Origin of the sequence: Brevibacillus choshinensis (assembly GCF_001420695.1) — a bacterium.
In the GTDB taxonomy this organism is placed as follows: domain Bacteria; phylum Bacillota; class Bacilli; order Brevibacillales; family Brevibacillaceae; genus Brevibacillus; species Brevibacillus choshinensis.
In genome coordinates this window covers 1,305,953-1,319,976 of sequence record NZ_LJJB01000007.1, presented here as the reverse complement: position 1 = coordinate 1,319,976, position 14,024 = coordinate 1,305,953, and the positions used below count along the sequence as shown (strand labels likewise).

At 50.2% G+C, this 14,024-nt stretch carries 13 protein-coding genes; 2 read left to right on the top strand and 11 right to left on the bottom strand.

The window, feature by feature from the left end; all coding sequences use genetic code 11:
* Window positions 1-19: 19 nt before the first annotated feature.
* The 7 genes from AN963_RS06410 to AN963_RS06380 all read right to left on the bottom strand — a co-directional run bounded on the left by AN963_RS06410 (window position 20) and on the right by AN963_RS06380 (window position 7,038).
* A complete protein-coding gene (locus AN963_RS06410; RefSeq protein ID WP_055743685.1) occupies window positions 20-691 on the bottom strand; it encodes a GNAT family N-acetyltransferase in 672 nt (223 codons plus the stop codon).
* 59 nt (window positions 692-750) lie between these two features.
* Window positions 751-1,419, bottom strand: a complete 669-nt coding sequence (locus tag AN963_RS06405) for a GNAT family N-acetyltransferase (RefSeq protein ID WP_055743684.1) — start codon at window positions 1,417-1,419, stop codon at window positions 751-753.
* Between the two features lie 24 nt (window positions 1,420-1,443).
* On the bottom strand, window positions 1,444-2,301 hold the full coding sequence (locus tag AN963_RS06400) for a carbon-nitrogen hydrolase family protein (protein ID WP_055744473.1): 858 nt from the start codon (window positions 2,299-2,301) through the stop codon (window positions 1,444-1,446).
* A 122-nt stretch (window positions 2,302-2,423) separates the two neighbouring features.
* Window positions 2,424-3,686: a M20 family metallo-hydrolase gene (locus AN963_RS06395; RefSeq protein ID WP_055743683.1), complete on the bottom strand. Its 1,263-nt coding sequence runs from the start codon at window positions 3,684-3,686 to the stop codon at window positions 2,424-2,426.
* On the bottom strand, window positions 3,683-5,305 hold the full coding sequence (locus AN963_RS06390; protein ID WP_055743682.1) for an amidohydrolase: 1,623 nt from the start codon (window positions 5,303-5,305) through the stop codon (window positions 3,683-3,685). The genes AN963_RS06395 and AN963_RS06390 overlap by 4 nt, the downstream gene beginning before the upstream one ends.
* 42 nt (window positions 5,306-5,347) lie before the next feature.
* Window positions 5,348-6,838 (bottom strand): sodium:solute symporter family protein, encoded by a 1,491-nt coding sequence (locus tag AN963_RS06385; protein ID WP_055743681.1) that lies wholly within the window; start codon window positions 6,836-6,838, stop codon window positions 5,348-5,350.
* Window positions 6,835-7,038 (bottom strand): DUF3311 domain-containing protein, encoded by a 204-nt coding sequence (locus AN963_RS06380; protein WP_055743680.1) that lies wholly within the window; start codon window positions 7,036-7,038, stop codon window positions 6,835-6,837. Before AN963_RS06380 ends, AN963_RS06385 begins: the two co-directional genes overlap by 4 nt.
* A gap of 165 nt (window positions 7,039-7,203) precedes the next feature.
* On the opposite strand from AN963_RS06380, the gene AN963_RS06375 reads away from it, so the two are divergent.
* The gene (locus AN963_RS06375) at window positions 7,204-8,853 is read left to right on the top strand and encodes a PucR family transcriptional regulator (RefSeq protein WP_055743679.1); all 1,650 of its coding nucleotides are present in this window, start codon (window positions 7,204-7,206) and stop codon (window positions 8,851-8,853) included.
* 38 nt (window positions 8,854-8,891) lie between these two features.
* Window positions 8,892-9,077: a hypothetical protein gene (locus tag AN963_RS06370; protein WP_055743678.1), complete on the top strand. Its 186-nt coding sequence runs from the start codon at window positions 8,892-8,894 to the stop codon at window positions 9,075-9,077.
* A gap of 165 nt (window positions 9,078-9,242) precedes the next feature.
* Here the strand turns inward: AN963_RS06370 and AN963_RS06365 are convergent, their stop codons facing one another.
* From AN963_RS06365 to cysT, 4 genes are all read right to left on the bottom strand, one after another.
* The gene (locus tag AN963_RS06365; RefSeq protein WP_055744472.1) at window positions 9,243-10,856 is read right to left on the bottom strand and encodes an ABC-F family ATP-binding cassette domain-containing protein; all 1,614 of its coding nucleotides are present in this window, start codon (window positions 10,854-10,856) and stop codon (window positions 9,243-9,245) included.
* Window positions 10,857-11,196: 340 nt separating this feature from the next.
* Window positions 11,197-12,309 carry a sulfate/molybdate ABC transporter ATP-binding protein gene (locus tag AN963_RS06360; RefSeq protein ID WP_055743677.1) on the bottom strand — a complete coding sequence of 371 codons (1,113 nt, stop codon included), beginning with the start codon at window positions 12,307-12,309 and terminating at the stop codon, window positions 11,197-11,199.
* A complete protein-coding gene (gene cysW / locus AN963_RS06355) occupies window positions 12,306-13,175 on the bottom strand; it encodes a sulfate ABC transporter permease subunit CysW (protein WP_055743676.1) in 870 nt (289 codons plus the stop codon). The genes AN963_RS06360 and cysW overlap by 4 nt, the downstream gene beginning before the upstream one ends.
* 12 nt (window positions 13,176-13,187) lie before the next feature.
* On the bottom strand, window positions 13,188-14,024 hold the full coding sequence (gene cysT, locus AN963_RS06350; protein ID WP_055743675.1) for a sulfate ABC transporter permease subunit CysT: 837 nt from the start codon (window positions 14,022-14,024) through the stop codon (window positions 13,188-13,190).

Sequence of the window (14,024 nt, the reverse complement as noted above, 5' to 3'; positions counted from 1 at the left end):
GTTCTTCGGTGAGGTTTGTTTAGATCGGCAAAAGCTCAACCGATTCTTTTCCAGACAAGCCCTCTACCATATCCAGCCAAGCCTGTGGCTTTTGCGGTAGTACTGAGTAGTAGCGCTTGAGGAAAGTAACGATCAAGTCAGCTTCCAAAGTCGTTTGCTCTTCGTTAGTTGGCATGAAGCCCAGATCCAGACCAGTTACAGCTTCCCCGTCATTTTGCCAGGAAGGGTGGACATACGCGATATTTGTGCGCTTGTAGCCTAGATGGGACAGGACTTCACGGCGTACAAACGGGTCCATCGGCTTAATTCCGCCGAATGCATGCTCTTCTACCCGATAAGGATCGTAGATTTCAGCAAACATGCCGTACAGCTCTTTGCCGTTTGCCTTTGCCAATGCGTTCAAATCCTTTTGGCGCTCTCTCGCCAGAAAACGGCCCACACCGAGCCCTTCACGTCCAACGATAGTAAAGTCCGTCATCGCAACGTTCAAGTCCGAATAGTAACGATATTCGGTGGTGCCTACTACTTCTCCTTCGTGTACGGCGACAAATACTCGGATGCCTGGATCTTCGAGTGGCTCTCTCCACAATTCGTAATCCAGAACTTCCTCGGGAGGAAACACCTCTTGCATCAAGCGGTGCATTTTTGCAAAGAGCGGGTTGTCAATATGTTGAATACGTACGAATTCCATGGATAATAAGTCCTCCTCAAAATGACAATTTTCACTTTCCGGGTGAATCCATACGCAGGCTAGCCGAGCAAAAACGGATTTTTCCATTCCATCAGGGTGGCGTAATTCCGTGATTCTTCATCCTCTAGATAGTTCGCGACGACTTGCACAGGGGTACGCCCACAACGCATAAGGAAGGTGATGACAGGGTCCTTGACTTCCCCTGCAACGACACGCTTCACATACTCCTCAGGCTTCCACTCATCCGCATGGCGACCATAGCCTGGCATCCGACCTCCGCCTAGCAGTCGCTGTAACCCACGATACACGACCAATTCGTACATGGCCTGCATCATGAGCTGACCCAATCCGAGCTTGCGGTGGCTTGGGCGTATACAAATGTCGACGATATACAAGGTGTCGCCATCAGGTTTATGGTTGCGGATGTAGCCATTGTCCGTGATCTCTTCCCATTTGTGCTCGGGATGGGCGGGATCAAACGTGACTAGCAGCCCTGTCATCGAGCCAGCAAGTACACCTTCCACTTCAACGCAAATCGCACCTTCCGGGAACAAAGTGACGTGGTTCGTCAACTGCTCCCGATTCCACCACAGCTCGGAAGGGAATGGCGGTGGAAAGCTTTCTGCCTGGATCTGAATCAACTCGTCAAAGTCCTGCTCGGTGTAGTTGCGGACGACTGCCGCGCGCGGCTTGTCTTTTTCAAACACGTACAGTTCTTTTCGGTACATCCTCGTCCTCCTGCCGAATTACATTTATTTCCAATCGGTGTAGAGGTCAGTACGGCGATCTCGCCAGGTGGTGACTGAGCCTTTTTCCCGCACATCGTACAACAGCTGGATATCCAGATCAGCCGTGACTAACATGTCGTTGTTGATTTCCCCTTCAGCCAGAATGCCTCGCGGTGGGAAAGGAACGTCGTTGGGTGTAAGGATAGCCGCCTGTCCAAAATTGGCACGCATGAAATCTACTGTTGGTAAGGATCCCACGGTGCCTGTCAGAACGACGTACACCTGATTTTCAATGGTTCGTGCATGGCTTGTATACCGTACTCGATGGAAGGCATGTCGATCGTCTGTGCAAGACGGGCAGAAAATGACGTCGGCACCTCTCGCTTTTGCGATCCGTACCCATTCTGGGAATTCGATATCGTAGCAGATGATCATCGCTACTTTCCCTTTATCCGTTTCAAAGATTTGCAAGGAATCCCCTGCCCCCATATTCCAGCCTTTCACTTCCCAAGGCGTGATGTGGATCTTTTTCTGTTGACCTACGCGACCATCAGGATAGAAGAGGAAAGCTGTGTTGTACAGCTTGCCGTTTTCCTCGATAATATGGGTTCCACCGATGAGGTGCATGTCATATTTCGCTGCCAAAGAACGAAACAGTTCAACATATTGCTCCGTAAAGGAAGGCAATGCTGTAATAGGCAGAGCATTCCCCTGCTCGTCACCAATGGACATCAATTGTGTAGTGAACAGCTCAGGGAACAACAGGAATTCGGTATCGTACTCCTGTGCGTTTTTCACGTAGTGCTCTACCTGATGGGCAAATTCGTCAAAGCTATGTATGGTATGCAGATGATACTGCACAGCGGAAACACGCATTTTCAAGGCCACTACACTCCTTCTTTTTTGTATGACTAAAATATAGCAAAAAGCTACCATAATGTCTCGCTTATGAGTGTACAAAAAATCACCCACCTTTTCGATAAGATGGGTGATCTGATCTTTGATTATGTCAAGGGATTTGTGATACGCAAGACTGTTTTGTACAACAGCTCTGTGCCTAGGGCTACGTCCTCATAGGAGGCAAATTCCTGTGGGTTATGGCTGATCCCGTCTTTGCACCGGACAAAAATCATCCCGTAATCACATACATACGACAAAGCCAATGCATCATGGAAAGGCCCGCTCATCAATTCACGAGCGTCGATACCCATCGTTTTGCTCTCTTCTCGGATGATGTCTTTGATCCATGCAGCACAATAACGGGGATCACTGTTCGTATCCTCAGTAATCGTGTATTGCAGACCGCCCTCCATCGCCGCCAGCTCGATGACTTCACGCAAAGACTGCTCGCGCTCGTTCCTCCGCTTCAGATTGATATCTCGCAGATCGACTGTGAATCTCACTCTCTCCGGAATGATATTGCGCGAATCCGGGAACACCTCGAGATGCCCAACGGTTCCGACTGTAGGCGCTGTAGGATCCAGCTTTGCCAATTCATTGACCGCCATAATCACTTTTGCCGCCCCCAGCAGGGCATCCTGACGCATATTCATGGGAACAGAGCCGGCATGACCTGCAAAGCCTGTCATCTCCACCGTCCACCACAACGGCCCGGAAATGGCTGATACAATGCCGATCGCTTCTCCTGCCCGATCGAGAATGGGCCCTTGTTCGATATGCAGCTCCAGGAATGCTCCTATGCTTCCCTCCGGGTATACGGAAGCTTCGAGGCCTTCAGGATCACACCCAAAGTCGAGCAATGCCTGCCTGCGAGTCACCCCATTCTTGTCCGTCCGCTCCAGCTCCCCTGATTCCAGACGATTCAAAATGCCCCGAGAGCCGAACAGTCCTTTTTGAAACCGGCATCCTTCCTCATCACAAAACGCGATCACTTCCACACTTTGTTCAGGTATGACACCTTGTTCCGTCATGGTCTGCAATACTTCTAGCGCGCCCAGGACGCCAATCACGCCATCGTATTGTCCTCCATATGGCTGTGAATCGATGTGGGAACCGACTAACAGGAGGGGAGCATCAGGATTTCGTCCGTCCATTCTCCCGATCAGATTGCCAAAGTTATCGATACGCGTCTGAAGACCCGCTTCTTCCATCCATCTACGGACCAGATCCACTCCTGCCCGATCCTCCGGCGACAATGCCAAGCGACATACTCCTGTCTCACCGATCCTCCCAATCTGTGCCAAGTCCTGAATCCGTTTTTGCAGTCGATCCTGATTTATCGTGAGTGTCCTCGCTTTTACGTTCAAGACTGCATGACCTCCTCGTCTTGTTTTTGATAGACTAACTCCCCGTCAATCATGGTCAATTCCACGTGCAAATCCTTGATCTTGTCTTTCGGCGTATCGAGAATGCTTCCATCGATCACGATCAGATCTGCCAATTTACCGATCTCGATGCTTCCCTTCACCCCTTCCTCAAAACTGGCGTACGCTCCGTTCCAGGTAAACATTCGGATCGCTTCCATGACACTTACTCGTTGATTAATACCGACTTCCTGACCCGTCTTGCTCAAACGGTTGACCGCAGCATGAATCCCGATCAGAGGCTGGAAGTTTGTCACCGGACTATCGGATGCACCGGCTGCAATGATGCAATTGTCGATCTGGTCTCTCGCCGGGAACATATGGCCTACGCGCTTCCCGATGTTCTTCACGTAGGTATGACCGTAGTCGTAAATAAAAGCGGGGTTGGGAATCGGAACTACTCCTATTCTAGCCATCCGTTCGATCAAATCAGGAGCTGATACACCCGCATGCTCAATCCGATGTCGATGATTTTCACGTGGATGAGCCGCCAGTGCTGCTTCGTAGCAATTGAGGAGCATCTCTATCGCCCGGTCGCCCTGAGCATGCGCGGTAATCTGGAAGCCCTTTGCATGAGCCTCTCCCAAAATCGTATTCAACTCGTCCTGTTCATAGTAGAGAATTCCACAATCATCCGGTCGGCTGTCGAATGGTTCTCTCATCGCCATGGTTGGTGCAATGCTGGCACCGTCCGTAAACACTTTGGCTGGACCGATCCGAAAGCGTTCGTCCCCTGTACCGGTTACCATACCTGCATCGATCATCTTGCGGACGAAATCTTCCGACTGATTGAGCGCACATATCATTGCATAAATTCTTACTTTTACATCCCCTTCTTGCACTGCTTTTTGCATAGCCCGATAGTTGTCCGGTCCGTAGCCACCTGCGTCATGTACACTCGTGATCCCATGTGCGACAAAATCTTCTGAAGCCAGGCGAAGTCCCTGCTTGTACTCCGCTTCCGTAAAAGCAGCAAGTTCAAACATCTTCATATGTGCAGTTTCTACCAGAAATCCAGTCAATGCACCACTGTCATCTCGATCGATCCGTCCTCCCTGTGGATCTGGCGTATCCCTGTCGTATCTTGCGATTGCCATCGCCACGCTGTTCGCAATCGAATGATGCGCACATGTTCGCATGACAAAAATCGGATGCTCGATTGAAATCTCATCCAGTTCAGCGATCGTCGGGTAGCGTTTCTCCATCATGAGACTTTCGTCGAAGCCGCATGCCCTGACCCACTCCCCCACTGGAGTCTGTTGTGCCTGTTCTTTGAGAGCATCAAGCAGCTCGCTGATCGAAGTGATCGATCGCGCTTTGCAATCGACTCCCAGCTTGTTTGTGCCATAGATGGTGATATGCAAGTGCGCATCGATGAAGCCCGGAAGCAGGCTCTTTCCTTGCAAGTCAATCACCCTGGTCTGTGCTGTGATGAATCGCTCCACTTCTGCGTTGGTACCTACTCCAACGATGCGGTTGTCTTTGACGGCCACTGCCTCCGCTACCGAATTATCTGCATCCACTGTAATTACCTGTCCATTGAGAAACACTGTATCTGCCATGTGATTGCCTCCTTCATCCTTTTCAAATGTCTGTGCTTTCTTTTAAATCGTCGATGATCCCTCTGAGGTTGCTGTCTGTCGGCTCGGTACGAATATGATTCGGGTCACCAGCGTCACTCCAAACATCACGAGGATATTCACGAGCAAGGCAACGACACCGACGTTCAAATCTTTTATGGCTGCTGGCCAGTCTGGAAATACCGTAGCGATCGTCACTTTGGAAACGGTGACATACGCCACCATCAGCACACCTGCTAAAATGCCAGCGAAAGCTCCGTATTTATTCACCCAAGGCTGTGGCCGGAGACTGAACAGTAACGCGGGAAATAACTGTGTGACCAAGCTGTAGCCCATCAGTAGCAACGTAACGAGTGTATCCCCTCCACTCAACGTAAAGTACAGCGAGATCAGCGATATGACGGGAACCAGCAATTTGGCGACACGAGCAATGCGCATTTCGGAAGCGTCTGGAGCCATGACCTTGTAGACGTTCTTTGCCAGCAGAGTAGCCGCTGTCATCAGGAGCATCGAGCCTGGTACGAGTGCAGTCAGTAATCCAGCCGCACCAATAACGCCAACGATCCATGGATCAAACGTTTGTAAAGACAACCGCAGCAACGAAAGGTCGCCATCCGCTCCTTTCAATCCAGGAACTTGCAGGATCGCCGTAAAACCCACGAAGAACACGAACAGGAGCATGATCGTATAAAGCGGCAGCATCACCGTATTTTTGCGAAACACATTCGCGTTTTTTGCAGAAAAGACAGAGCCAAAGGTATGCGGCCACATGTAAAAGCCAAAAACCGTGATCAACACCGTGGAGATGTACCAGGAGACACTCAAGCCTTCATCCGGAAACTTCAGGAACCCTGGATTGGCGGATTCCACCGCTTCAAACATGGGCTGGATCCCGCCGTAATAGTGATACGGCAAATACAGACCCATAAAGACCACCACGAAGAAGATCAAAATATCTTTGATGGCTGCGGTCCACGCTGAACCATGAATGCCCGAAATCATGACGTAGATCGTGACACCGATCACACCAATCCATACGGCTGCCGCTGGAGTTATCGAACCATAGGATGCTTCGGAGACGATGATGCCAAGGCCTTTAAACTGTAAGACCAGATACGGAATGATTGCGATGACACCCACTGCCGCAACCAAAATACCGAGAATCGGGCTATTGTATTTGCTGACAAAAAAATCGGATTGAGACACAAGTCTATGCTGTTTGGCATAGCGCCAGATCGGCGGCAAGAGCCAGTAGGAAATCACGTAAGCGAGAGCAATATAAGACAGGACGTAATAGGATGGAGCCCCTTTGGAGTAAGCCCAGCCACTGCCGCCGAGGAACGTAAAGGTGGTGTAAATCTCGCCAGCTACGAGCAGGAAAATGAAGATAGAGCCAAATCCTCTGCCACCAACGGACCACTGCTCCATATTCATGTCTTTCCCCTTTTGAGCACGAATGCCGGAGTAAATCGCCAGCAGAAGAACGGCAAAAATGATGATTAAGGCAATATTCATCCGTTGTTCTCCTCCTCTCGCGTAGCGGGATCCAATCGGTTCACAATAGCCATGATGACCGAAGTCAGAACGACCCACAGCACGATCCAAAACAGGACAAATGGCATACCGAGCACATACGGTTCTACTTGATTGACAAACGGTATGCCTCCTAGCATCCCAACGAACGGAAGTACGCCCAGCCAGTCTCTAGCTTTCATGCAAATCCCCCTGTTTTGTTCAATTTGTCCCATTGCAGACATACCAACGGGACATGTAATCTAAGATTATCGAAAGATTCGCTCTTTTCCTTTGTTCGATTTACCAGAAAAGCTGTCTACTCTTTGTCCATTTACGATAAACCGAGAACGAAAAGGAGGCGTCGCATGATCACGGTGCGCGAATTGATTGCAGTCGGAGGTTTTGATGAACATGCCGTGCTCGCAGGCGAGGCTTTTTTGGACAAGGAACTGCAGGGGGTCACTTCCTTTGACTCACCCGATGGACACAGGTGGCTTCGACCTGGAGAATTTGTTTTGACGACCGGGTTTCCTTTCATCGCCCAAAAAGAACCGAACGAAGCTGGTTTAATTCGACTCATCGACTCCTTGTACGAAGTAGGAACACCCGGCCTATCGATCAAGCTGGGACGTTATATTGAATCGCTACCAGACGCCGTCACCCAGCACGCCGTCCGCAAGCAAATGCCCATCCTCTCTTTTCCCATGGAAAAAGCTTGGTCGGACGTGATCGTCCCAGTCGTTCGCTACATCAATGACAAGCAGCGAACGGAGCTTGACCAGACCCATGCCATCTACGAACGATTTCACCAGCATTTGACGTCGGGTGCGCCCGTAAGAGAACTTGCTTATCTGCTCCAGGAGATTCTTCAGACGCCTGTATGCGTCTATTCCCCCTCACTACGCTGGAAATGGGCTTCCCCAACAGCTGCTCTCTTTCCCGATCTCGATTGGATTGACAAGCAGTGCGGACAGCAGTCTCCCCTTTCCTTGTTAAAACAACCTCTCGTACCGCTCGAGAATGGCTCATATGTCCGATGGCTCCATTTGGGGCAGCACATACAGGGCGGAATCCTGCTCAAAGAATTGCATCGTGACTTGCATGGATGGGAGAAGGTCGCCATCGAGCAAAGCGCAGCTCTCCTCTCCCTCGAAATGGAGCGGCAACGAACAGTAAGCGAGACGTATCAGCGCTTTCGCAACGATTTTTTGCACTGGCTTGTCAGTGGACATGCGGGTCCCGAGGATGTACTTACACGCAGGGCCGAAGAAGTAGGCTGGGAAATCCATGATCACTATGTCGCTGTCGCGATCAGCGTTGATGTGAATGACCAGACGAGCATAACCTCGTGGAAGGAGAATCATTCGCTACTGGAAATGATCAACAGAGCCCTTTCCAAAACCGTACGGAGTATTCTCTCTGGACTCGACCGTGATAATCATATTTTGTTGCTCGTTCCTACAGAGTCCAAAGAATCTGCTTCTGTGGAAGAACAGATCGACTGGTTGATGAGCGTCCTGCCGTCGTACAGAACTTATCCCGTTTCTATTGGTGTCGGGCGATGTCATCTCGGTTGGACAGGGATCCCTCAGAGCTATCGAGAAGCACAAATCAGCTTACGCACCTCTCTGCAAGCGCATCGCTACGCACATTTGACGCCGGGCTTTCCCTCCTTTCATATCCAGCATTATCGTGAGCTTGCTCTCGAACGGATTCTTTTTGCCGAGCAACCGAACTCTGAGGCGAAAGTGCTGGCCCAGGAATGCTTGGGTAAAATTACACAATATGATGCAGAAAAAAACGGACAGCTGCTGCAAACGTTGCATGTCTTTCTACAAGCGGACGGAAATCATGTGGATGCAGCTACCCGACTCTTCGTCCATAAAAATACGATTAAATATCGGCTCCAGCTCATTCGCGAGTTGACAGGACTACACCCCGAGAATGGACAGGATCAACTGTTATTTCGCATCGCGCTGACTGTACATACAATTGGGCGTCATGCCCGAGTCTGATATAATGGGAGCATGTAACGAGCAGGAGGAAAGTACGCATGGACGATTGGTTGAACAAATCGGTGAAGACAATCGAACGACCGAAAAAACGGGGCATCGTTGAATATGTAGATGATCAGTACATCGTGGTGTATTTTACGGTCCCTAGAAAGGAACGGCTCATTTTTACGAGCAAAGAAGCATTTTTACACAAACTAGAATTCATCGAGGAAACACCATCGTAACCAAAACAAAAGAGCCCTTGACTCACGATTTTTGCAACGTGGTCAAGGGCTTTTTATACTATCTGAAAGTATTAAAAATCTAAGGTAGATAGTATAAGTGCAACTAGTGCTTCACCAGCACAAAGGCTTGGCAAAGCCAAGTTTTCTAATCATACGCAGGTAGGCTTACGCGTAGTGCTCATCGCGAAGACGCTTGATTTCATCGCTCTCCAAGTATTCATCGTAGGTCATCATTTTGTCGATGACTCCTTTTGGCGTGAACTCAATGATGCGGTTTGCGATTGTTTGTACGAATTGATGGTCATGTGATACGAACAGCAGCGTGCCTTCGAAGTCGATCATTCCGTTGTTCAATGCGGTGATGGATTCGAGGTCCAAGTGGTTCGTCGGTTCGTCCATGATGAGGACGTTTGCGCTTGCCAGCATCATTTTGGACAGCATGCAACGAACTTTTTCTCCCCCGGACAAAACGTTCGCTTTTTTCAGGGCTTCATCCCCAGAGAACAGCATGCGTCCCAGGAATCCGCGAATAAAGGTCTCGTCTTGCTCTTTGGAGTATTGACGGAGCCAGTCAACCAGACTGAGCGTTGTATCGAAGTACTCGGAATTGTCTTTTGGGAAGTACGCTTGGGAAGTGGTAACGCCCCACTCGAATGTACCGCTATCCGGTTGCACTTCACCCATCAAAACTTGGAAGAACGTAGTTTTTGCCATCTCGTTCGGTCCGACAAATGCGATCTTATCCCCTTTATTGATAGCAAGGTGCAGCTTATCAAACAGGTTTTCCCCTTCGACGGTTTTGCTCAGGCCCTCAATTTGCAGCAGGTTTTTCCCTGCTTCGCGCTCAGGCTTGAAGTTGATGAACGGATATTTGCGGCTGGACGGACGAATGTCATCCAACGTAATTTTCTCCAACAGCTTTTTACGCGAAGTCGCCTGCTTGGACTTGGAAGCATTGGCAGAGAAACGCGCGATAAACTCTTGCAGTTCCTTCATTTTTTCTTCTTTTTTCTTATTCTGATCACGAACCATTTTCAGTGCCAATTGGCTGGACTCGTACCAGAAGTCGTAGTTCCCTACGTACATTTGAATTTTGCCGAAGTCGATATCGGCGATGTGCGTGCACACTTTGTTCAGGAAGTGACGGTCATGGGATACCACGATAACGGTGTTCTCATAATCCGCCAGGAAGTTTTCCAGCCAGCGAATGGACTCGATGTCCAAGTGGTTCGTCGGCTCGTCAAGAAGCAAAACGTGTGGATTTCCGAACAACGCTTGTGCCAGGAGTACGCGAACTTTCTCAGTACCGGACAGATCTTTCATTTGCTTGTCGTGCAAATCTGTCGTGATGCCTAGACCGATCAAGAGGCTCGCAGCATCAGCCTCCGCCATCCAACCGTTCAGTTCCTCGAACTCCCCTTCCAGCTGGGATGCGCGGTTGCCGTCCGCTTCAGAGAAGTCTTCTTTCATGTAGAGCGCCGTTTTTTCTTCCATGATCTCATAGAGTCTTTTGTGACCCATGATAACGGTCTTCAACACTTCGAATTCGTCAAACTCGAAATGGTTTTGTTTCAATACCGCAATCCGCTCGCCTGGTGTGATAGAGACATGTCCACTGGTCGGATCGATCTCTCCGGAGAGAATTTTAACAAATGTGGACTTACCCGCACCGTTCGCGCCGATGAGGCCGTAACAGTTACCCGGGGTAAACTTAATGGATACATCTTCAAACAGTGCGCGCTTGCCGTAGCGCAGCGTCACGTTCTGAGTGCTTATCATCGTCGCAATACCTGCCTTTTTTGAATCGTTCAAACACTTATCTTATCAGAGTTAGCCTCATAATGCAAAAAGCAAAGCCGCTTTTATCAATAGAAGAAAGGAAATCTGGGAAAGCTAGCACAGAACTTCCATTCCAGCATGTAAGAAAGAGGTAGGGAGAATGTCCAAGAAAAACGGCGTAAAAAACGAAATGGGCAACAAGGAGAATCCTTCGCAGACCCGCTCTTCCACGACAGTCGGAAAAGAAGAAACACGTTCGAAACAACGCGGCGAGTAAGGCCGTATCGGACACAAGAAGAACCGGATTGCTCAAAAAGCAGTCCGGTTCGTTCCGTTTTCTTTACATACTGACTCTCAGCGGTACGAGCATGGGAGCCGGAGTCATCGCAGGCTGTGAATCCACGTAAAAGGACACATTGTGCAGCGTAACGTATACCATGCTGTTCTCCTCGAGCTGCAGCTCCATAAAGCGTTGGCGAGTCAGCTCGGCCTCAAACACTTCTTCAGTGTCCAACCTCTTTAGATCGAGTCGTATAATCGGACCGAGCAACGAAATATGCCTGATTTGCGCTTTGACAGACTGGCCCAATTGTGGGACCAATGAGATTTCCACATCATGCGGTCTCATATATCCGATCGTTGGATACTCTCCCGCTTTTTGCCCCCACTGTGTTTCAAATTCTGCCTCGCCCAGCTGTACCTTCCCATCACGGATTCTCCCGTGAAACAGGTTCACGCGCCCTAGAAAGCTGTAGACAAACGGATTGGCGGGGCGGTTGTAGATCTCCTCAGGTGAGCCTACCTGCTCGACTCTGCCTTCGTTCATGACCACTACCTGATCCGCCAGCTCCATCGCTTCCTCCTGATCGTGTGTGACGAACAAAATGGTCAGGCCGAGCTTGCCGTGCAAATGGCGCAGCCACCGCCTCAGCTCCTGTCTGACCTTTGTATCAAGCGCGCCAAACGGCTCATCGAGCAGCAAAAACTTGGGCTCTACCGCTAGTGCACGAGCCAAGGCAACGCGTTGACGCTGACCACCAGACAGCTGTGAGGGATAACGGTGTGCCAGTCCCTCGAGCTGCACCAGCTTCAAAAGTGAATGCACCCGTTCGTGAATTTCCTGCTTGCTCGGACGAGTCTTGCGTGAACGTACTGTCAAACCAAACGCAATGTTGTCAAAGATATTCATGTGCCGAAACAAAGCATAGTGCTGAAACACAAAACCAACGCGCCGCTCCCGCACGTCGCGATCGGTATTGTCTTCCCCGTTAAATAGAATACTTCCTTGCTCTGGCTGCTCAAGACCCGCAATTAAACGCAGCAAGGTCGTTTTCCCAGATCCGGACGGGCCCAGCAGAGCTACCAGCTCACCCTCGGGTATTTGCAGGCTGACGTCACTCAACGCCGTAAAGTTTTTATACGATTTGGTAATGTTGACGACCTCTATACTCATACGGCTCTCTCTCCTGATCCCTCGTAGTGGTGTTGCTCTTCCTCCACGCTGTGCTGTTTCTCCGTCTTCCACTCGATCAAGCTCTTGACGATTAACGTGACGAGCGCAAGTACAGCGAGGAGTGTGGCCACGGCAAAGGCGGCAGCAAACTGGTACTCGTTATACAAGATTTCCACATGCAGTGGCAGCGTATTGGTCATTCCCCGAATGTGGCCGGAGACGACAGATACCGCCCCAAACTCGCCCATCGCACGAGCGTTACACAAAATAACGCCGTACAGGAGTCCCCATTTCACATTGGGTAGCGTCACACGAAGGAATGTTTTCCATCCGCTTGCGCCCAGAGATACAGCTGCCTCTTCCTCGTCTTTTCCTTGCGCTTCCATGATCGGTATTAATTCTCGGGCAACGAAAGGAAAAGTGACGAAGGTCGTCGCCAGCACAATGCCAGGAACGGCGAAAATGATTTTGATGTCTGTTGCCTCTAACCAAGGTCCCAAGATCCCCTGACTCCCGAACAACAGGACAAAAATAAGTCCGGCGATAACAGGCGATACAGCAAAGGGCAGGTCAATCAGGGTGAGCAACACATTTTTACCACGGAAGGAAAATTTGGCGATGGCCCAGGCTGCCGCAATCCCAAACGTTACATTGAGAGGCACACTGATGGCCGCAACAAACAATGTCAGTTTCACAGCAGACAATGTCTCAGGCTCTGCGATGGAAGCAGCGAATACTTGTGCTCCCTGCTTGAACGCTTCCGTAAACACAGCGATGAGCGGCAAGATCAGAAACAGCGCGAGAAATAACAGAGCAAGGCCGATTAGTAACCAGCGTATATAGCGTGGCTCGGTCAAATGCTTCACGCATGGCACCTCCTATCGAGCGGCATCAAATTTGTTGATTCTCCATTGCAGGTAGTTGATGATGAGCAGCATCACGAAGGAAGCCACCAGCATGACCGTCGCGATTGCAGTTGCTCCAGCGTAGTCAAATTGCTCCAGCTTCGTCATGATCAACAGGGGGACAATTTCCGTCTTTAGCGGCATGTTCCCAGATATAAACACGACAGAGCCATACTCACCCAGTGCACGAGCAAATGCGAGCGCAAATCCAGTGATAATCGCAGGTAGCAAATGAGGCAAAATGACGCGAATGAACGTACTCCACCGTGTCGCGCCTAGCGTGGCAGCTGCCTCCTCCATTTGGAGATCCCAGTCTTGCAAGACAGGCTGCACCGTACGAACCACAAAGGGTAGACCGATAAAAGTCAGGGCGACCCAGATGCCTAACGGAGTATACGCGACCTTGATCCCCCACTCGGCTAAATACTGTCCGAGCCAGCCATTCTCTGCATAAATCGAGGTCAAGGCAATCCCTCCGACTGCCGTTGGCAAAGCAAACGGAAGATCGACGATTCCATCAATGATGCGCTTCCCAAAAAACTGATAGCGAGCCAACACCCACGCCACGAGTACCCCAAATACCGCGTTGACACAGGCAGCAAAGAAGGAGGACAAGATGCTTACGCGGATCGAAGCGAGCACCCTGGTATCGAGGATCGTTCCGACGAACTGTTCCCAGCTCATCGTCGAGGCCTTTAAAAACAAGACAGACAGAGGGATGAGCACTAACAGGCTTAGGTAAATGATGGTGTAGCCCATGGTCATGCCAAAGCCAGGCAGAAACCCTCTGTTGCGCAATGATTTTCTCAT

Excerpts from the sequence above, each read along its gene's own strand:
- AN963_RS06410 (WP_055743685.1), bottom strand. The coding sequence starts at position 691 with ATGGAATTCGTACGTATTCAACATATTGACAACCCGCTCTTTGCAAAA.
- AN963_RS06405 (WP_055743684.1), bottom strand. The coding sequence starts at position 1,419 with ATGTACCGAAAAGAACTGTACGTGTTTGAAAAAGACAAGCCGCGCGCG.
- AN963_RS06390 (WP_055743682.1), bottom strand. The coding sequence starts at position 5,305 with ATGGCAGATACAGTGTTTCTCAATGGACAGGTAATTACAGTGGATGCA.
- AN963_RS06385 (WP_055743681.1), bottom strand. The coding sequence starts at position 6,838 with ATGAATATTGCCTTAATCATCATTTTTGCCGTTCTTCTGCTGGCGATT.
- AN963_RS06380 (WP_055743680.1), bottom strand. The coding sequence starts at position 7,038 with ATGAAAGCTAGAGACTGGCTGGGCGTACTTCCGTTCGTTGGGATGCTA.
- AN963_RS06375 (WP_055743679.1), top strand. The coding sequence starts at position 7,204 with ATGATCACGGTGCGCGAATTGATTGCAGTCGGAGGTTTTGATGAACAT.
- AN963_RS06370 (WP_055743678.1), top strand. The coding sequence starts at position 8,892 with ATGGACGATTGGTTGAACAAATCGGTGAAGACAATCGAACGACCGAAA.
- AN963_RS06365 (WP_055744472.1), bottom strand. The coding sequence starts at position 10,856 with ATGATAAGCACTCAGAACGTGACGCTGCGCTACGGCAAGCGCGCACTG.
- AN963_RS06360 (WP_055743677.1), bottom strand. The coding sequence starts at position 12,309 with ATGAGTATAGAGGTCGTCAACATTACCAAATCGTATAAAAACTTTACG.
- cysT (WP_055743675.1), bottom strand. The coding sequence starts at position 14,024 with ATGAGAAAATCATTGCGCAACAGAGGGTTTCTGCCTGGCTTTGGCATG.